Below are 19,357 nucleotides of genomic sequence, written 5' to 3'. Positions count from 1 at the left end.
TTGAATGGTAAGCCTGTTTAGGAGCATTCGTGGCACAAGACATAAGGAGGAAAGTGTTATGGATAGAGGTAGCCAAACAAGTGCAATGGCAAACGTCATGGAGCATGGCGAGTTGGAGCATGACGAAGAGATTCGTTTGGATTCCATCGAAGAAGCGTTAGAGGATTTAAAAAACGGTAAAGTCGTTATTGTAGTGGATGATGAACAGCGCGAAAATGAAGGCGATTTTATCGCTTTGGCTGAAAAAGCGTCGCCTGAGGTCATTAATTTCATGATTACAGAAGGTCGCGGGTTGGTCTGTGTGCCAATCACACGACAAAGAGCCGAAGCTTTGGAATTGCATCCTATGGTAGAGCAAAATACAGATTTCCACGGTACTGCCTTTACGGTATCGGTAGATCATATGGAGACAACAACGGGTATTTCAGCGGCCGAGCGCTCCTTGACTGTACGCGCCTTGGCAGACGAAGCAGTCACAGGAAGTGATTTCCGCAAGCCTGGTCACATGTTCCCGCTGATTGCTCGCGATGGTGGTGTCTTGCAGCGTGCTGGTCACACTGAAGCGGCTGTTGATCTGGCCCGACTCAGTGGCTTCAAGCCTGCTGGGGTCATTTGCGAAATTATAAAGGAAGATGGCTCAATGGCCCGCCTGCCTGATCTGGCAGTGGTCGCCAAGCGACATCAATTGAAGCTGATCAGTATTCAGCATTTGGTGGACTACCGTCGTCGTTTGTCATTGTAAAAATACATCTCGGTTCCAAGTAAATCTGAAGTATTATCCGAAGTCCCTAAATAATTAAACTAAGAGAGGTTGATTAAACATGGCACGTTTTCTAGAAGGTAATCTCGTATCGAACGGTTTAAAATATGGTATTGTGGTGGGCAGATTTAATGAGTTTATTACGAGCAAGCTGTTAAGCGGCGCAATTGACGCCCTTCAACGACATGGTGCGCAGGAAGATGAAATTGATGTAGCCTGGGTTCCGGGTGCATTTGAAATTTCACTGATTGCACAAAAAATGGCTGCAAGCGGCAAATATGATGCCGTAATTACGCTGGGTACGGTCATCCGTGGTTCTACTTCACATTATGATATCGTCTGCAATGAAGTGGCCAAGGGTGTGGCAGCAAGTAGTCTGAAAACGGGAGTGCCTGTTATTTTTGGGGTAGTGACGACAGAAAACATTGAACAGGCTATTGAACGAGCAGGTACGAAGGCTGGTAATAAAGGTTGGGATTCTGCATTGGCTGCGATTGAAATGGCCAATCTCGGCAAGCAATTTTAATTATAGGAATAGCTGAATAGAACGGTATAAACTGCAAGGTGAAAAGGGATTGGATTGTTAAGCAAGGCGATGACGTATATACTACAGAAAGAGGGATTGATAACGTAGAGCATAAGTGCTATAGGGAAAGGTATTGTTGAATGATGATTGGAGTAAGGCAGGGGGAAGCACATTGACAGTCGTAAACTACAAGCTGGAAACATTCGAGGGTCCGCTGGATCTACTGTTGCATCTGATTGATAAAGCCGAGATCGACATTCAGGATATCCCGATTAGCGATATTACTGATCAGTATATGGCTTTTTTGCACAGTATGCAGGAGCTGGAACTGGACATTACGAGCGAGTTTCTGGTGATGGCGGCGACGCTCTTATCTATTAAGAGTAAATTGTTGCTTCCCAAGCCACCTGTGATGGAATATGACGATTTGGATTTTTATGAGGAAGAGGATTATGATCCACGTGAGGAACTGGTCCGCAAGCTGGTGGAGTATCGTAAATATAAAGGGATTGCTCGCCATCTAAGTGAACGTGAGTGGGAGCGGAGTCTAATTTATGGCAAGGAGCCAGAAGATCTAAGCGCATTCCTGCCCACTGAACCCGCAAATCCGGTGCATGGGCTGCATGCAAGCGATTTGGTCGCGGCCTTTCAGCGTGCTTTGCGCAAAGCAGAACGACGTACGATGGTAACCCGTGTTCATCGAGACGAAATTTCAGTCAAGGACCGTATCCGGCAAGTTATCGGGGCGTTAGAGATGCTGGGGAACGGAGGACGGCTGCTGTTCTCCAAGCTGATGCATGAGGATATGTATCGGCATGAGGTGGTTGTGACCTTTTTGGCTATCCTTGAACTGATGAAAATGAAGCGAATTTTCTGTTATCAGGAGAAGCTTTTCGATGATATTGTAATGGAGTGGAGAGGGGATTTACGGGTTAATGGATTATCTGAAGCTGAAATCAATTATTGAGGGACTGCTGTTTCTCGCAGGAGAGGAAGGGTTGTCCACCAAGCAGATCGCCGACATTGTAGAGCAGCAGCAAGAGCTGGTTGAACAGTGCTTGGAAGATATGAAGCAGGACATGGAGCAGGGGGGAAGGGGCTTGCAACTTGTCCGTATTGCCGGTCATTATCAGCTTGCAACTTTATCCGAACATGCACCTTACTTTGAAAAGCTCGCATACTCTCCGGCACGTGCCTCACTGTCTCAAGCTGCTTTGGAGACGCTGGCCATTGTTGCCTACCGCCAGCCCATTACAAGAGTTGAAATCGAAGAGATTCGGGGTGTCAAATCCGAGCGGGCCATACATACACTGGTCAACAAGGAGCTCATTGAAGAGAAAGGTCGAGCTGAAGCCATCGGACGGCCAATATTGTACGGAACGACGAAATCATTTTTGGATTATTTCGGTCTGGGCTCTTTGGCAGATCTACCGCAACCGGAGTTGTTCGAGGATTCGGACAATTTGGAGGAAGAGACTCAATTATTGTTCGAGCGTCTGGAGAGCAGCCAGCCTGCGGCCAACGATCTAGATCTTGAATCCCAATAAAGTTGCTCCGGATCTTGCGGCTCACTTATGTAAAGCTCAAACAGACAGCCAGTCCTCACGTAGTTGGGGGCTGGCTGTTGGTATTTTAAGATGCATGATTTTCCGGCGAACGGTCATACTATTTTTGCCATGATATCTATAGCAAAAAGGTAGGGAGGACTCGCCAGTGTGGAAATGGATCAGTATCGCCATCATCGTCGTTATATTACTTGTGCTGGCTATTCTGCTCTCTCGTATTCGATTGAAGCTGGATATTGCCAAACATGACAATGATGATCGGGCGCATCTAGAGATCAGATTTCTATACGGGATGATTAAAATGAATTACGATATTCCGGCCATTCTCGTAACAGGTTTAAAAAAAGGGCTTCTCTATCGGCTTGACCGCAATAAAAACATACATAAAACGGATGCTTCCGTAGATAGCGGAAATATTGATACAGAAAAAATCAAGCAATTTATACATGATATCCGGGTTTTGCTCAAGGGAACGAAATCCTTACATCGATGGTTGCGACATACCTTGGCGCATGTGACGTTGTCCAAAATGGAATGGTCTACCAATATAAGTCTTGCTGATGCGGCTTATACAGCTACCTCAACCGGTATTTTATGGGGATTGAAAACGACCTTGATCGGTTTTGCTACCAGCTTTGTACGTGTGGACTGTATCCCGAAGCTGTTTGTCGTGCCCTATTGGGTGGATCGCTTGCGTTTTACTACCACCTTGACCTGTGAAGCAAATATGTCGCTTGGTTATTTGATTTTCTCTATGCTCATGTTAGCTTACCGCATATGGCGCGTTCCGGGTGGACCGGAGGCGTGGAAACGGGTTTTTTCCAAAAAAACCGAGGATGTTCAAGCTAACAGTGAAAGATAAACTGTGGAGAGAGGTGAAACTCAATCCTTTCTGAACTATCGAATGACATACATATTTCCTTGAACCCCTGCGCACAATAGCGAAAGAAAAGGCAGTCTACGCTTGAGATAAGCAGAGGAGGAATAAATCATGTCAGATCACCCGATTCAAGGGCTCATGCAAACCGCAATGGAAAACATCAAAGCCATGGTAGATGTGAATACGATTGTAGGAGACGCAGTGGAAACACCCGATGGTTCCGTTATTTTGCCAATCAGTAAGGTAGGATTTGGTTTCGCTGCCGGAGGAAGTGATTTTAACGTAGACGAAGAGGCACTTCATACTTCCTCGGCGTCGGGTAATCATAGCGGGAAGGAAGGGCATCCTTTTGGAGGCGGTAGCGGTGGTGGTGTATCTATTCATCCCATTGCTTTTCTGGTTGTTGGCAAACAGGGGGCACAAATCGTTCCATTGGACAATCAAACGCATCTGATTGAGAAGCTCATTGACTCCACGCCATACCTGATTGATAAGGTTCAGTCTATCTTCCAGAACGCAGGCGGCAACTTGCAGACTCCACCCCCACAGGTACCTGTAGATGTTGCTACGGATCACAGTAATTCTGGCCCGGCTTACTTGTAAAAGTTATTGAAATTAAAAGCGTTCTCTCAGGAAGGTATCCCAAAGCCGAGTATAGGCTAAGGAATACCTTCTTTTCTGCTTGTACTTGGCCCTATCCCCGAATATACTGCCTTCTCCCAATGACAGTATGTATATGGTGACTGTATTCCTGTTGATACAAAGTATGCAGCGAGATTTCATTTTTTCGATTTCCTTCGGCAGCAAACTGGGATAGGTAGATGAAGTCCGGATAGATCACTTCATCCGTCAAATAAGCAGATACCGTGGCTTCCGGTCGACGATGTTGATTCAGGGAATCGATAATACCCTTCGCCGGCAAGATGCCAATCCCATGTCCATAAAACAAGTCTTCCTTCAGCTTAACGACATTTTCTCCTTTCCATTCCAATGTTTCAGACGACACATCCGGATTGTTGAAATACAGAATATCGCCAGGAGCCGCTTTATGACTTCCTTCCTGCTGTATGAGCCTGAGGTCGCTGTCATAGTGCCAGTCATACAGCAGCATATCTGCAAAAATCCGATTAAACTCACTTTCCAAAATGGAATCCAGCACTCCTTTGTACAGCACAATAACCATAGCTGTTGCACATTCAAAAGCGTATTGATGTCCGTTTAAAAAGATATCTCTGATCCCCTGTGCCGGTGTGACACCTGCTTTGATCTGAAAGCCACCTTTTTCCGTTAAATCCCAAAATTGCTGGTTGCAACGTGCGGTAGAAAACGTGGCAAAGGATACACCACTACGGTGTAATGCTTCTGCGGACTCTACAATCCGCGATCTTAAAATCATTTCAAACTGTAGTCGCTGCATGTTATAACCCCTCGATCCATATTTAACGTTTAGTAACTAATATATATGTATTCAGGGAGGGATGTTGCTTAGTTTGTGTAGAAAGAAAGCGAAAAAGGAGCAGCTAATGGCTGTCCTGTAAAGGAATTTTCTGTTATAAAGGTGGACATACTTTGAACAGCTTGGACATAGAATGGTACAAGACTTGCTCAAAACCGGAGGAATCCAAATGTTTAAAAAAAAGCAACACATCCACGCGGACCACAGCCATTTCTTGAATAAGGCACGCGCATTTGTTTTGCCGCTGGTACTTCTGCTTATTTTGTCATTGCCGCTTACGTTGCTAAGTCCGCAGCCCGTTCGGGGAGCGATAAAAACAGAAGCAGCACCGCCCGCATTAGGAACCCATGCACAGGCTGCTTCTTTAATTGATGTCACATCAGGAAGAATCATTTATTCTACCGAGGGTGACCGGGAGCTACGTATTGCCAGCCTGACCAAAATTATGACAGCGATCGTGGCCATTGAACATGGACGCTTGCAGGACCGGGTGAAGGTGAGTCCAACGGCGTATGCCAAAGAAGGGTCCTCGCTTTTTCTGCAAATGGGTGAACAAATGTCGCTGGAAAATATGTTGTACGGCTTAATGCTCCGTTCTGGTAATGATGCCGCTTCTGCCATTGCTGAGCATGTGGGGGGGACAGAAGAGGGATTTGTCCATTTGATGAATGACAAGGCGGTTCAGCTTGGGCTAAGCCATACACATTTTGCTAATCCGCACGGGCTGGATGCCGAGGGACATTATTCCTCAGCCAATGATATGGCCCGGCTTACTGCTTATGCGCTGCATAATCCAACTTTTGCCCGTATCGTAAAAACAGAACTGAAAAAAGCACCGAATCCCAACGATTCTTGGGACTACTCATGGCACAACAAAAACAAAATGCTGCGGCTGTATGAGGGAGCTGACGGGGTGAAAACAGGCTTTACCAAAAAAGCGTTTCGCTGTCTGGTCAGTTCGGCCACACGGGACGGTCGCCAGCTCGCTGCTGTTACCTTGAATGACGGGGACGATTGGAACGATCATGCCCGTATGCTTGATTACGGATTTCGATATTATCCGCTCATTCCGATTACGGACAAGCAGCAACCTATCGATGGTTACCCACTATTAACAGGTACAAGCTTTGCATATCCTTTACATGATAGTGAGAAAACCCAGTTGCACAAAAGACTAGTGTTGTATAAAAATTCCGCCTCTGTAGACAGAGCGGACATATCTTTTGGCTTACGAGGACGGGTCGAATTCCTATTGGATGGTGAACTTATTGGTTCCGTTCCTGTGTATGAAAAAGGGAGTAAGCTGCCTGCTCAAAGTACCGTACGGCCACAGCAGGAGGCTCCAACTGCACAAGATCCTGCGAACAATACTCAGCAACGAGGTTGGACGAGCAGATGGAACGAAATTCTTAAAAATTTGTTTGGAGCCTAGGGCAAGCAGGAAATAGAGCTGCACGTGTCACATCATTGGGTAAAGGAGGAATCAGCCATGATTCATCTCATATGGGTGGCTTTGATTTGTATTGGATTTGTATTTGCTGCCGCGCAGGGAAATATTGAGGTGGTGACGAAAGCGGCTTTTGACGGGGCAACTACGGGGGTTACAGTGTGCTTTGGACTGATAAGTGTGCTGGTGTTTTGGATGGGCATGATGAGGCTGGCTGAAGATGGCGGGCTCTTACAGAAAATATCCAAGCTGCTTTCTCCTTTGGTTGCCTTTCTCTTCCCTGATGTTCCGCGTAATCATCCCGCTATGGGTTACATTTTGTCCAATATGAGCGCCAATCTGCTGGGTCTGGGGAATGCAGCCACACCGATGGGAATCAAGGCGATGCAAGAGTTGCAGACGCTCAATCCAGATAAGCAAACCGCCACACCAGCCATGTGTACGCTGCTCGCCCTGAATACAGCCAGTATTACGCTTATTCCTACGACGTTGATCGCGATACGGCTTAATTTTCATTCCGCACATCCGGCAGAAATCGTTGGTACAACACTGGTAGCGACCGCAATAGCCACCTTTGCCGCAATTGCGGCGGACCGTTGGTACCGTAGTCGAGAATTGCGCCGCCGTCCTCCAGCGATTCCGCCGTCCCAGACATCCTTGGCGCCACTCACCTCACCAGCATCAACATCTGCTGCCTCTTCAACAACGTCGTCCGTATCTTCACCTGCCGTTCCGCGAACGGGAATCAAGGCTGCCAAGGGCAGGGACACCACTTGGAAAGGATGAGGGAGGCATGCTTTATTTTATTAACCTCGTATCAACTTGGGCTATCCCGGTTATTCTCGCTTTTATTCCTTTATATGCATATGCCAAAAAGGTGCCTGTCTACGATTCTTTTGTGGATGGAGCTAAAGACGGCTTTTCTACCGCCATCAGCATTATTCCTCATCTCGTAGGCATGATGGTGGCGATTAGCATTTTTCGAGCATCCGGCGCCCTGGACTATTTGATCTCCTGGGTAACGCCATGGATTAAACACTGGGGTGTACCGGGCGAGGTACTGCCTTTAGGCTTGCTTCGTCCATTGACGGGCACCGGCTCACTTGCGTTTACGACGGATCTAATTCGCACCTATGGCCCGGATTCCATGATCGGTCGGATCGCTTCAACGATTCAGGGCAGCACAGACACGACGCTGTATGTGCTAACTGTATATTTTGGTGCGGTAGGTATCCGCAATGGACGGTATGCTTTGAAGGTAGGACTATTTTCAGATGTGGTTGGTTTTGTGGCAGCCATTGCGATTTGCCTGCTTATATTTTAATTTTTGTATCGTTTTTTGAACGGGGGTTGTGATTTTGCTCATGGATGGGTATCATTAGCATGAGGTGAATTAGCGAACATGGAAAGATTGCAGAAAATATTGGCCCAAGCTGGTGTAGCTTCCAGACGTAAATGTGAGGAGCTTATTCAGGCGGGTAGCGTGGAAGTGAACGGGGTTATCGTAACTGAACTGGGAACGAAGGCAGACCCTGATCAAGATATGATTACGGTAAAGGGACGCCCGATCAAAACCGAGAAAAAAATCTATCTGATGATGAACAAACCTAAAGGAGTTATTACGAGTGCTTCCGATCCGGAAGGCCGTAAAATTGTGTCAGACTATCTGAAAGGCGTTAAGGAACGCGTATATCCGGTAGGACGTCTCGATTACGACACCGAAGGACTGCTGTTGCTTACCAATGATGGCGAGTTCGCCAATCTGCTCACCCATCCCAAGCATCATGTGCCCAAGACATATGTGGCAACAGTCAAAGGCGTTCCGCATGGTACTGAGCTGGACAAGCTGAAAAAAGGAATCGTGCTGGAAGATGGCATTACTGCACCAGCCGAGGTAGAATATAAAGATGTAGATCCGAATGGTAAGGAGTCTGTGATCCAGATTACCATTTATGAAGGCAGAAATCGCCAGGTAAGACGGATGTTTGAGGCCATTTCACACCCAGTCATCAGACTCAAGCGGATTGCCTTCGGAGATCTTTTGCTACAAAACTTGAAGCGCGGTCTGACCAGACCCCTAACTAAGGACGAAATCAACCGTCTCATTCAACTTGCCAAATCAGACAACACGAAAAAGAAACGGACAGGACGGGGGTCATAACCCCGGCCTTTTTGGTGTAAAGAGACTGTTGGATGAGAGTAAAGTTTGACCAAGCACAGGAAAATAGTAAAATAGAGAGAATGCTTTTTTTAGCGAAGGGGCTGGGAATATGTCAGAACAAAGCAACCGCATATTAATTGTAGACGATGAAGAACGCATTCGCCGCCTTCTGCGGATGTATCTGGAAAAAGAAGGATATGTAATTGACGAAGCTGAGGATGGTGAGATTGCCCTCCAAAAAGCGACTGCAAGCGATTACAGCATTATTTTGCTCGATGTAATGCTTCCGGGGATGGATGGAATTGAGGTATGTACACGGCTGCGTCAGACCAAAGCTACACCTGTGATTATGCTGACTGCCAAAGGTGAGGAAGTGAACCGTGTACAAGGCTTTGAAGTCGGGGCCGATGATTATGTGGTTAAGCCCTTTAGCCCGCGAGAAGTCATTTACCGGGTGAAGGCGATTTTACGCCGTTCGTCGGAAACTGCCTTTTTAACGAAAGAGGCGGTACCAAGCAATAGTATTGTTTTTCCGAATCTTATCATTGAGCATGATGCGCACCGGGTAACTGCGGGCGGGATTGAAATCAGTCTCACGCCTAAAGAGTACGAGCTGTTGCATTATTTGGCGGTGTCACCAGATAAAGTCTTCTCGCGCGAAGAACTGCTGAAAGACGTTTGGAATTACGAATTTTTTGGTGATCTGCGCACTGTGGATACGCATGTGAAACGGCTTCGTGAAAAGCTGAATAAGGTATCGCCAGAGGCAGCGGCTATGATTACGACCGTGTGGGGCGTAGGTTATAAGCTGGAGGTTCCAAAATAACGTGAACTTCTGGAGATCGCTGGTGGGCAAGCTGTGGATCACCATCATTTGTCTTGTAGGCTCTGTGCTTATTTTTCTAGGGCTTTTTTTATTGCCGTACATCAACAGAAATTTTGCGGCGTATGAATCGACGGAAATCAAGCATTTGTTCACCTATACATGCATTGTCGGATTTTTATTGACGACCTTTTTTGCCCTATTCCTTTTTACTAAAATCACACAGCCTATGCAGCTGTTGATTCAGGCGGCGAATGCGATTCGTGAGGGAAGGTATGATACTCGGCTTTCGCTGGTGACCAGTGATGAAATTGGAGAACTGGCGAAAACTTTTAATCATATGTCTACGGAACTGGAAGCAACGATCCGCAGTCTGAATGAGGAAAAAAACCATTTATCCAGTGTACTGCGAAGCATGTCTGATGCAGTAATCACCTTCGACAGAAGCGGACAAATCATCTTGACGAATCCGCCGGCACAAAGTCTGTTGGATATCTGGAAAAAGCTGGAGTGGCAGGAGCGTGATCTGGAGGAGTTTGGAGCTTCTGTACCTGAGCCTTTGCAGTCTCTGTTCCATACCGTTATGGACAGGGGAGAGGATGTCGGAGACTATATCCATGTCAAGAAGGGCTCCTGGTCGGTGCAGATGGCGCCTCTGTATACGGATAATGCAATCCGCGGTGCAGTAGCTGTGCTTAGAGATATTACGGAAGAAGTGAAGCTTGAGAAGATGCGGAGTGATTTTGTGGCCAACGTCTCTCATGAAATCCGTACACCTTTATCTATGATGCAGGGCTACAGCGAGGCGTTGCTGGATGGTATGGCGGGTTCACCTGAAGAATCCGAGGAGCTGGTACAGGTCATCCATGATGAATCATTACGCATGGGAAGATTAGTCAAAGATCTGCTTGATCTGGCCCGAATGGAGGCTGGTCATACAGACATGCACCGACAGGAAGTGGATGTGAATGAGCTGATCGAGCGTGTTCATCGTAAATTTACGGTACGTTCGAAGGAACAGGGACTGACACTCGATTACCATGAGCAAGGCCAACGTTTGCTGCTGCCTGAGGCAGATGAAGACCGACTGGAGCAGGTATTGACCAATTTGCTGGATAATGCATTCAGACATACACCCGGCGGGAAAAAGGTTACTATTGCGGCGGATCGAATTTTGGGAGAACGGCACGAGTTAATCCGTATTCGGATTAAGGATGAAGGTGTAGGCATTGCCAGCGAGGATCTACCTTATATTTTCGACCGCTTCTACAAGGCAGATAAGGCCAGAGTACGTGGTGAGGATAAAGGGACTGGTTTGGGGCTTGCTATTGTCAAGAATATTGTAGAGGCTCACGGAGGCTCTGTCTCTGCTGCCAGCGCATTGGGGGAAGGGACGGAATTTACTATTTTGCTGCCGATCTCCAACAAAACAAAGCTGGGTCTGTAACAGGCTTATAAGCCCCAACTGATATACCCCGGTTTGCAGGCATCCTCGGAAGAGGGTGCTTTTTGTTGAAAAATCAACATTTATCTTGTTCAACGTGGAACATCCTGTTTCAAGATAATTGCTCTCATGATAGATAACGGTATAAGAAAAAGACGCCTGGGTAGCCAGGCGCCTCTCTTTATTATAAACCTTGGACTTCTCAATACTGTCTGGAACTAATCTAGCACTACTTCTTGGGCAGTATTTAGTTCTGGCAAACCAACGAGTTGAACCAGCACATCTTTAGGCACGGCTTTATCGACGGTCAAGATCATGATGGCTTCTCCGCCGACAATTTTACGCCCTACTTGCATGGAAGCGATATTGACGCCGTTCTCCCCAAGCAAGGTGCCGACACGACCGATAATGCCTGGTTTATCATTGTGGGAGATGAGCAGGAAATGAGCTTCCGGTGCCACATCTACTGGGAACTGGTTCAACCGAACAATACGTTCGCCATAGCCTGCCAGCAGGGTGCCAGATACACGTTGCTCTTCGCCGCTCTGGGTTTTGAGTGTAACGGTAATCAGGTTGGTAAATCCCTTGGTGGCGGGCGCCTGAGACACGACAAGATGGATGTCACGTGTTTTGGCCAGATGTACAGAGTTTACAATGTTCACATCGCTGCCCAGATGACGGCTAAGTACACCTTTCAAAATATAACGTGTCAGCGGCTGTGTATCCACAGAGGACAAATCACCAGCGTAATCTACCTGAATTTCACGTACAGCCTGATTCGTGATCTGAGCGGCAAAGCTGCCCAGCTTCTCTCCAAGCGAGAAATATGGCTGCAATTGCGTCATGACGTTGGATGGTACTGGAGGCATGTTGACCGCATTTTTAAAAGGCTCATCACGCAAAATATGCAGCACTTGCTCGGACACATCGATAGCTACATTCTCCTGAGCTTCGACAGTTGAGGCACCCAGATGTGGTGTGACGATAATTTTCGGATGACTCAGGAATGGGTGATCCTGTGCTGGCGGCTCTGATTCGAATACGTCAAAGGCTGCACCGGCAACGATACCTTCATCAATGGCTTCAACAAGAGCCATTTCATCGATAACTCCGCCCCGGGCACAGTTGATGATGCGCATTCCTTTTTTCATCACTTCAAACTGTGGACGAGCAATCATATGTTTCGTTTCTGGTGTTAATGGTGTGTGTACGGTCATAAAATCTGCGTTGCGGATAATTTCGTCCACGCTCGCCAGCTTAATGCCCAGCTTCTCAGCGCGTTCTTCCGTTAGAAATGGATCATAGCCGAGGATGCTCATGCCAAATGCTTTGGCACGTTTAGCCACCTCACTGCCGATACGTCCCATGCCGAGGACTCCAAGTGTTTTGTTACGCAGTTCGACACCGAGGAATGTTTTACGATCCCATGTACCGCCAATGGTTTTGGCATACGCCTGTGGAATATGACGTGCTAGAGCCATCATCATCGCAAAAGTGTGCTCACATGTCGTAATCGTGTTGCCGTCAGGAGCGTTAATAACGATAATCCCGCGCTGTGTTGCTGCTTCAAGGTCGATGTTGTCCACTCCGACCCCAGCTCGCCCTACAACCTTGAGGTTCTTACCTGCCGTCATGATGCGTTCGGTTACCCGAGTCTGGCTTCGAACGAGTAACGCGTCATAGTCACCAATAATTTGAACCAATTCATCCTCGCTGAGACCTGTGTTCTTGTCCACTGTGACATCGTCTGCATCCATCAGTTGCTGGATGCCCAGGTCACTGATCGGATCGGATACTAACACTTTAAACATTTGGTTTCCTCCTCAAAGTTAACTTCTTTTATGGACAGGATGTACTTCAAACTGAAATACATTCCATAAAGAACATGAAAAAACTTGAAATGCTTCTAAAAGTACAGGAGAGCGGTGTGAAATACTAGTGTGATAACGCATTGACGCAGAAAAGGGATGGAATAGCATTATGCACCAAACTAACGACCAAAAGTCTTATGCGGAGACACTTTGCGGTTTTCGGGCATCAAAAAAACTCCCGAATCACATACTATCTCCATAGTAAGGGACGAGAGTTATCGTGGTACCACCCTAATTCGCAGCCATTTCGCAATGGACTGCCTTCAGCGGTCATAAAATGACCGAAAGGATAACGGTTTTCTGCCGATTGCATCTAATGCCGGGAAATATTCCCCAGACCTCGGTGCAATAACTCAGGAGCGCTGAAAGTAGTTACTTCGTCACCGGCTTCCACCCAAGCACCGGTTCTCTGAGGACGAAATCAATACCTTTTCTCCATCATTGTTGTTGTCGCTAATAATTTTTTCATAATGTATCATGGCTTACATGGGCATGTCAATAGGACATGCGACATGTGTGGATAGCCGGCTAGATATATAGCTACAGAATGCGGAAAATTAAGATTTAAGTCTTCTTGAATCCGTCCGACTTTTTGGCTATGATGCTAAAGAAGACTATGCAGAGGACTAACTAACTATGAAAAAGCTTAAAGTGAAATGGAAAAGAGCGCAAATTCACGAATTGAATGACCGCTTGCTGCTTTACAATTTGTATCTAACTCAGGGTCTGACCCTGCTGATTGGCGCAATCTGGATTATTTTTCAGAAAAGAAATGTGTTAGAACTATTTGCATTGCCGAACACTCTGCACGTCTTATGGTGGGGATTGGGCTTGGCCGCCGCTATGTTACTTGTGGATCTGTTGCTATCCCGGATTATGCCTGAGGATGCTATGGATGACGGTGGTATTAACCAAATGCTGTTTCAAAATCGTCCGGTTTGGCATATTATTTGTATAGCAGCTATCGTCTCCATCTGTGAGGAACTCTTGTTCAGAGGTGCGATTCAGTACAGCTTTGGTCCTTATTGGACAAGCATTTTGTTTGCGGTGATTCATATCCGATATTTACGGCATTGGATTCCCACTGGCTGGGTTTTTCTTAGCAGTTATGGATTGGGCTACATATATGTGCAGACCGGTAGTCTGTGGGCACCGATCATTTGTCATTTTGTGATTGACCTTATATCTGGTTTAGCGTTACGTTTTCGGAGGTATGAAGAATGAATCAGGAACTTAGCAGAGTGCAGACCTATGGTAGCCGTCGAAATGGTCGCAAAGGCAAGGAGGAGGACAGGTCAAAATCTAAACCAGTTCGCTCCCGTGCTTCACGGCCCGTGCCAGAATTGGCTCACGTTGCCGCTGCACCAGAAGTTGCTGTGACGATGGAGAATGACATTCCTGCCAGTGAGTATCGAACGCGGGCGGAAATGTTTCCGTCCCGCCGTATTCGGGTAAGTAAGTGGTTTTTAAATTTTTTGAGCACTCTTTTTGTGCTGATTACTGCAGCGTTACTGTGGTGGGGCATCAAGGGTGCACCACCCATCAGTGAAATGCTTTGGTAATATAAAGTTATTATGGACGTCTGTGCTTAGGTCAAGGCGCGTAATGATACGGTAAAGGCCTCCATCTCCGCATGAATAGCGGAGAATGGAGGCCTTTATTGCATCATCTATAGTTAATCCGGAGTATACGCAAGTGTCTATTAGCTGGCAGGAACCTCAATGCCTTGCGGATCGACAAATTGGTAACCCTTTTGCTCAAGACGCGTCAATATACTGTCCAGCGCCTCAGCTGTCCATGGCAGTTCATGCATCAAAATATTGCTGCCTGGATGAAGTTGTTCTGTTACGTTTTTGAGGAGTGCCTCCGTTTTATTAGGCTGATTCTTTTTCATTGTCCAGTCCAGAGAACCGACGGACCATGTCATGTATAGGAGACCGTTTTCCTTAGCGACCTTGCGACCTACGTCTCCGCCTGCACCATGAGGGGGACGGAAGAATACTGGGGCTTGTCCTGTAATGTCCTTAACAGCTTTTTGTACCGTTTCAATCTGTTTTTTGACCTCGGACTCAGATTTATTCTTCAGCACGATGTGATCCCAGCTATGGTTGCCGATGGGCTGCCCACGGTCATGGATAAGCTTGAGTAACTCAGGATGCTCTTTTACACGGTAACCGTTTACGAAGAAAATCGCTTTCGCTTTGTGTTTGTCCAGTACATCTATGATTTTGTTAATCATGGCTGCTTCCTTGGGACCATCATCAAAGGTCAGTAACACGACTTTTTTTTCGGTACCTTGTTGGTTAGGGATTACATTGTAGGCTTTATCCAAGTGATACATTTTGTTATTGGTAGTTGCAGATGTTGCAGATGTCGCAGCTCCTGTTTCGTTGCTTTCGCTGGTTTTATCATTTTGTGCATTGGTTTTACCAGCTGAGTTATGATCATCACTGCTTGCTTGCTTACTGCTACTTTTTGGGGAAGAGACGCTGCTCTGATCTTTGGCGCTGTCACTTGAGTCAGACGCTACCGAATCCTGCTGGTTGCTTGTTGCCGCAGATTCCGGCTTGGTTGCAGTGCAAGCACTAAGCAGCAGACATGCGGTGAACAAAATGGCTGCTGTTTTTGTACCCATTATTTCATCTCACCTTCCTGAATTTTATACCGTATGAGTTTGTCACTACTGACGAACACTATGCTTGATTCTACCACAAAGGGAGGTTCTAATTGTGAAAACATCTTCATTTTTCCTGGGAATCGTCTTGGGCGCTGTCGCAAGCTCTTTGATCTCCCGCAACCGCAACATGTTGGGCTTATCTATGGACATGGGTGGAAAAAAAGGCGGCAATTTAGTGCAGAAAGCCCGTACTAAAATGATGGACGCGGCATTCCCCGGAATGGGCGAGATAACGCTCAATAAAGTAGACACCCATAAGGATCAAGACCATCATTTACAAACAGATAAAACCGCTCATAACGCCCATACTGCCAAGAACAAAGAAGAGAATATGAAGTTGATTAAAGACTTCATCAGCACAAGTCCCGATGTTAAACGTGAGGTCGAGCAAATTTTGAAAGAAACTCATACAGCCGTACCGGGATTGTAACCCAGAAACCTTTATTCCGAATCATTTTGCGGCTTTTTTGTAAAAGCCGTTCAAATGATTCTTTTTTTTATCTTTTTATTGCGTGCATTTACGATTATAAAATGATAACATGATTACATAGAACCATTTTCATCACAGGCATCATAATTGCATCATAATCTGTTAATAACACTCGGCTGCCAGGAGGAGGGTCCAGTATGAAAATAGAAAGATTAAGTCAGGACAAGATACGGATTTTCCTTACCTTTGACGATTTGAGCGAACGCGGTATTCAAAAAGACGATATGTGGCAAGAAATTCCAAGAGTTCATGAGCTGTTTACCGAAATGATGGATCAGGCATACAGTGAACTGGGCTTCGACGCCACGGGACCGTTAGCTGTCGAAGTCTTTGCGCTTCCTGCTCAAGGAATGGTTGTTATCGTCACCCGGGGAAAATATGACCATCAACAGTATGGTTCGGGTCCCGATGAGGAGCTTCCAGAAGAAGTCTACGAAATGGAAGTCACGCTGGAGCATAGCGATTCCATCGTTTACGCGTTTAGCGATTTCGAAGTACTCATAGAAGCGGCTCATATGCTTCGTAGCAACACTACGGAAGCAGGTAAGCTGTATCATTATAGAGGAAAATGGATTCTGCATTTGGAACCAGAAGAAGTAGAGGAGTCCAAGCTTGCGGCTTTAATCGCGGTTCTTGCTGAATTTGGAGAAGGCTCATCCGTTACACCAGCTATGTTGGAAGAGTATGGTAAGCTGGTCATTCCTGAACAGGCAGTTGCTGTCATCTGCACTCATTTTGACAGCCGTTCTTGATTTGTTTTATTGAAAGTGATATCGAAGTGAATTTGTCGGCTCTGCGCTGAAAGCAGGGCCGACTCATTTTTATGGAGGGATGATCGGTGCTTCTGTTTTCGGTTTTAGCGGCAGCCACAGCGCCGGGTCTCGCCTTATTGATGTATTTTTACTTGAAGGACAGGTATGATTCGGAGCCACTGCACATGGTTATTAAAGTGTTTTTGCTCGGCTTTTTGGTGGTTCTTCCTGTCATGATTTTTCAACGCGGGCTGCTGCTTTGGCTAGGGGATCACACGTTAATCCAGGTGTTCGGTATTTCAGCAGGGGTGGAAGAGTTTTTTAAATGGTTTCTGTTGTATCACATCATCTATAATCATACCGAGTTCGACGAGCCTTATGATGGTATTTTGTATGCGGCCGCAGTCTCACTCGGATTTGCAACGGTTGAAAATCTGTTATATGCCTGGGCGGGCCATGCTTCGGTTAGCATGATGCTGATGAGATCATTGCTACCTGTATCCGGTCATGCGATGTTTGGCGTAATGATGGGCTACTACATGGGGAAGGCTAAGTTTTCAGAGGGCTTGAGGAGCAAATACATGTTGCTGCTGTCATTGGTGCTTCCATGGTTCTGGCACGGAGCATACGATTTGATTTTAACGAAATTTTCGCATGACTGGATCTGGTTTATCATTCCACTTATGGCATTTCTATGGTATGGAGGAATGGCGAAGATCAGTCGAGCTAATAACCGCTCTCCTTTTCGTTTGTTAAAACGGGAAGAAAAGGTTAATATGTAACGAAATGGGACACACTGATCTGACAACCTGTTAGAGAAAGAGGTGTCTTTTTTTTGCGTATAAAAGTAAGAATTCATTGTAAAAGATGCGGGGAACGTTTTGTGCTGAGAGGACGTATAGAGCAAGGACAGATTCAGACCGGCTTTAAACGCTGCATTTGCGATAACTGTGAGTTTATTGTTGAAGTCATGGAAAACCATGCATAAGAGAGCTTTCTTCTTGTCACACTATCGGTAGTGTAATTGAAGAAAGGAGACTCCCAATATGTATAAGCGACTTAGTTCGGTATTGTTCCCGATTGTTGCCCTGCTCATGATAGGAGCATTTGTGTGGGGTTATCGGGAAAGCCAGATGAGAAAAGAGGTGTCTCTTCAGGCAAAAAGCATGTCGATTAAAGCGGAAAATCAATATCAGCGTGCGTTTCATGATTTGTCGTTTCATATGGATCAATTGCATTCCCAACTTGGTAATGCGGTTGCTGTCCATAATACTTCACACGCGATGCATCGCAAGTGTTTGATGAACGTGTGGAGAATTACAAGTGAGGCCCAAAATGAGGTCAATCAGTTGCCTCTCAATGTAATGCCGTTTAACCATGCCAAGGATTTGCTGTCACATGTATCTACATTTTCGTATCAGACTGCCGTACGTGATCTGGATCACGAGCCTTTGAATGAGAAAGAAATATCCAATCTAAAAACGTTATATAAAAATTCCAGAGAAATTTCGAAAAATATGCATGAAGTCCGGCAAAAAGTTCTTAGCAAAAACTTGCGATGGACGGATGTGGAAGCTGCCCCAGGCTCCCAAACGGGTCCAAAGGATAACACCATTGTTGATGGCTTCAAGACGGTGGACAAAAAGGTGGAGGGCTACAAGGAGCTGGATTGGGGACCGTCTGTAGCCAGCATCTATGATAAACGCTCTGTGAAAAAATTGAGTCTCCCGGCAGTGAATGCAGAACAAATCAAACGAAATGCCGCTGAATTTACAGGAAAACCAGAAAGCCAGATTCGTGTACAAGAAAACGGTAAAGGAACGGAATGGGCATCTTATACAGCTACCCTGCTAAATAAGAAGCAACCCGTGGCCAGTATGGATTTCACGAAAAAAGGCGGCAAGCTTATTTCTTATCATGACATGAGGGCAGTAGGTCCTAAAAAAGCAACACGTAATGAAGCGATTCGCTATGCTAGTGAATACCTTGAACAAAAAGGTTACAAAGGAATGAAGCCAGTTGCATATGATGAAAGCGGGAATTTAGCTAACATTACATTTGCGAGCCAACAAGGGGACGTGATTATCTATCCAGAAAAAATCACAGTCAGATCAGGCCTTGATAACGGACAAGTGATCGGTTTTCAATCCAGTGATTATGTGTATGAGCATAGTCATCTCCGCCACATTCCGCAAGCGAAATTGAATTTGAATGCAGCACGAGCAAAATTGAATCCTGAGTTTCGTGAAACTTACCACCGTAAAGCCTTAATTGAAAATGAACTTTCGAATGAAGTTCTGTGTTATGAATTTGGTGGTAAAATCAATGGTTCCGTTTACCGGATATACATTAACGCCAATACGGGGATGGAAGAAACGATTGAAGAGGTTAAAGATTCAGATGAACCTCAGGTTACTGCAAGTAATGCGTAGTTGATTACATGAAAATGAATCAATAGTCACTCTAAACCTCCTTCATGAAGGAGGTTTTTTGTGCTTTAGTCAT

The 19,357-nt window shown here is 46.0% G+C and carries 21 protein-coding genes and 1 other annotated feature; of the genes, 18 read left to right on the top strand and 3 right to left on the bottom strand.

All coding sequences use genetic code 11. From position 1 onward, the window contains the following. Positions 1 to 58: 58 nt before the first annotated feature. The 6 genes from ribB (at position 59) to ytfJ (ending at position 4,334) form a co-directional block, all read left to right on the top strand. A complete protein-coding gene (gene ribB, locus BM358_RS07380; protein ID WP_081819194.1) occupies positions 59 to 742 on the top strand; it encodes a 3,4-dihydroxy-2-butanone-4-phosphate synthase in 684 nt (227 codons plus the stop codon). Positions 743 to 821: 79 nt separating this feature from the next. After that, positions 822 to 1,286 (top strand): 6,7-dimethyl-8-ribityllumazine synthase, encoded by a 465-nt coding sequence (gene ribE, locus BM358_RS07375; RefSeq protein WP_023989205.1) that lies wholly within the window; start codon positions 822 to 824, stop codon positions 1,284 to 1,286. A 172-nt stretch (positions 1,287 to 1,458) separates the two neighbouring features. Then, positions 1,459 to 2,253: a segregation and condensation protein A gene (locus BM358_RS07370; protein WP_028540620.1), complete on the top strand. Its 795-nt coding sequence runs from the start codon at positions 1,459 to 1,461 to the stop codon at positions 2,251 to 2,253. Beyond that, complete coding sequence (gene scpB, locus BM358_RS07365; RefSeq protein ID WP_013310766.1) at positions 2,222 to 2,833, top strand: SMC-Scp complex subunit ScpB; 612 nt, start codon at positions 2,222 to 2,224, stop codon at positions 2,831 to 2,833. Before BM358_RS07370 ends, scpB begins: the two co-directional genes overlap by 32 nt. A 166-nt stretch (positions 2,834 to 2,999) precedes the next feature. Next, positions 3,000 to 3,713, top strand: coding sequence for a DUF2953 domain-containing protein (locus tag BM358_RS07360; RefSeq protein WP_028540621.1), 714 nt, complete (start codon positions 3,000 to 3,002; stop codon positions 3,711 to 3,713). Between the two features lie 129 nt (positions 3,714 to 3,842). Further along, on the top strand, positions 3,843 to 4,334 hold the full coding sequence (ytfJ, locus tag BM358_RS07355; protein WP_023989202.1) for a GerW family sporulation protein: 492 nt from the start codon (positions 3,843 to 3,845) through the stop codon (positions 4,332 to 4,334). A 91-nt stretch (positions 4,335 to 4,425) separates the two neighbouring features. On the opposite strand, the gene BM358_RS07350 is transcribed toward ytfJ, so the two are convergent. After that, on the bottom strand, positions 4,426 to 5,148 hold the full coding sequence (locus BM358_RS07350) for a protein-glutamine gamma-glutamyltransferase (protein WP_023989201.1): 723 nt from the start codon (positions 5,146 to 5,148) through the stop codon (positions 4,426 to 4,428). A gap of 208 nt (positions 5,149 to 5,356) precedes the next feature. Here BM358_RS07350 and BM358_RS07345 point away from each other — a divergent pair, with 208 nt between their 5' ends. The 6 genes from BM358_RS07345 to BM358_RS07320 all read left to right on the top strand — a co-directional run bounded on the left by BM358_RS07345 (position 5,357) and on the right by BM358_RS07320 (position 11,065). After that, positions 5,357 to 6,619: a D-alanyl-D-alanine carboxypeptidase family protein gene (locus tag BM358_RS07345; RefSeq protein WP_028540622.1), complete on the top strand. Its 1,263-nt coding sequence runs from the start codon at positions 5,357 to 5,359 to the stop codon at positions 6,617 to 6,619. A 57-nt stretch (positions 6,620 to 6,676) separates the two neighbouring features. Further along, the gene (locus BM358_RS07340; RefSeq protein WP_023989199.1) at positions 6,677 to 7,420 is read left to right on the top strand and encodes a nucleoside recognition domain-containing protein; all 744 of its coding nucleotides are present in this window, start codon (positions 6,677 to 6,679) and stop codon (positions 7,418 to 7,420) included. A 7-nt stretch (positions 7,421 to 7,427) separates the two neighbouring features. Next, positions 7,428 to 7,958, top strand: coding sequence for a spore maturation protein (locus BM358_RS07335; protein ID WP_023989198.1), 531 nt, complete (start codon positions 7,428 to 7,430; stop codon positions 7,956 to 7,958). Between the two features lie 78 nt (positions 7,959 to 8,036). Then, complete coding sequence (locus BM358_RS07330; protein ID WP_013310759.1) at positions 8,037 to 8,795, top strand: pseudouridine synthase; 759 nt, start codon at positions 8,037 to 8,039, stop codon at positions 8,793 to 8,795. Between the two features lie 109 nt (positions 8,796 to 8,904). Next, positions 8,905 to 9,621, top strand: a complete 717-nt coding sequence (locus tag BM358_RS07325) for a response regulator transcription factor (RefSeq protein ID WP_013310758.1) — start codon at positions 8,905 to 8,907, stop codon at positions 9,619 to 9,621. A 1-nt stretch (position 9,622) separates the two neighbouring features. After that, entirely contained in the window at positions 9,623 to 11,065 is a 1,443-nt protein-coding gene (locus BM358_RS07320) for an ATP-binding protein (RefSeq protein ID WP_023989196.1), read from the top strand. Between the two features lie 215 nt (positions 11,066 to 11,280). Here BM358_RS07320 and serA read toward each other — a convergent pair whose 3' ends face one another. Beyond that, a complete protein-coding gene (gene serA / locus BM358_RS07315) occupies positions 11,281 to 12,873 on the bottom strand; it encodes a phosphoglycerate dehydrogenase (RefSeq protein WP_028540623.1) in 1,593 nt (530 codons plus the stop codon). 261 nt (positions 12,874 to 13,134) lie between these two features. Further along, positions 13,135 to 13,384 (bottom strand) — a binding site (T-box leader). Positions 13,385 to 13,569: 185 nt separating this feature from the next. Here serA and BM358_RS07310 point away from each other — a divergent pair. Next, positions 13,570 to 14,157: a type II CAAX endopeptidase family protein gene (locus BM358_RS07310; RefSeq protein WP_025723057.1), complete on the top strand. Its 588-nt coding sequence runs from the start codon at positions 13,570 to 13,572 to the stop codon at positions 14,155 to 14,157. Then, a complete protein-coding gene (locus BM358_RS07305) occupies positions 14,154 to 14,495 on the top strand; it encodes a hypothetical protein (protein WP_028540624.1) in 342 nt (113 codons plus the stop codon). Before BM358_RS07310 ends, BM358_RS07305 begins: the two co-directional genes overlap by 4 nt. A gap of 140 nt (positions 14,496 to 14,635) precedes the next feature. Here the strand turns inward: BM358_RS07305 and BM358_RS07300 are convergent, their stop codons facing one another. Then, positions 14,636 to 15,568, bottom strand: coding sequence for a polysaccharide deacetylase family protein (locus BM358_RS07300; protein WP_028540625.1), 933 nt, complete (start codon positions 15,566 to 15,568; stop codon positions 14,636 to 14,638). A 94-nt stretch (positions 15,569 to 15,662) separates the two neighbouring features. On the opposite strand from BM358_RS07300, the gene BM358_RS07295 reads away from it, so the two are divergent. From BM358_RS07295 to ypeB, 4 genes are all read left to right on the top strand, one after another. Continuing rightward, positions 15,663 to 16,040 carry a hypothetical protein gene (locus BM358_RS07295; RefSeq protein ID WP_028540626.1) on the top strand — a complete coding sequence of 126 codons (378 nt, stop codon included), beginning with the start codon at positions 15,663 to 15,665 and terminating at the stop codon, positions 16,038 to 16,040. A gap of 197 nt (positions 16,041 to 16,237) precedes the next feature. Continuing rightward, on the top strand, positions 16,238 to 16,852 hold the full coding sequence (locus BM358_RS07290; protein ID WP_013310751.1) for a genetic competence negative regulator: 615 nt from the start codon (positions 16,238 to 16,240) through the stop codon (positions 16,850 to 16,852). An 86-nt stretch (positions 16,853 to 16,938) separates the two neighbouring features. Further along, a complete protein-coding gene (gene prsW, locus BM358_RS07285) occupies positions 16,939 to 17,634 on the top strand; it encodes a glutamic-type intramembrane protease PrsW (RefSeq protein ID WP_028540627.1) in 696 nt (231 codons plus the stop codon). 264 nt (positions 17,635 to 17,898) lie between these two features. Beyond that, positions 17,899 to 19,284, top strand: a complete 1,386-nt coding sequence (ypeB, locus tag BM358_RS07280) for a germination protein YpeB (protein ID WP_028540628.1) — start codon at positions 17,899 to 17,901, stop codon at positions 19,282 to 19,284. The last annotated feature ends 73 nt before the right edge of the window (positions 19,285 to 19,357 follow it).

Origin of the sequence: Paenibacillus sp. cl130 (assembly GCF_900116035.1) — a bacterium.
In the GTDB taxonomy this organism is placed as follows: domain Bacteria; phylum Bacillota; class Bacilli; order Paenibacillales; family Paenibacillaceae; genus Paenibacillus; species Paenibacillus polymyxa_B.
This window is presented reverse-complemented; position numbering and strand designations above follow the sequence as displayed.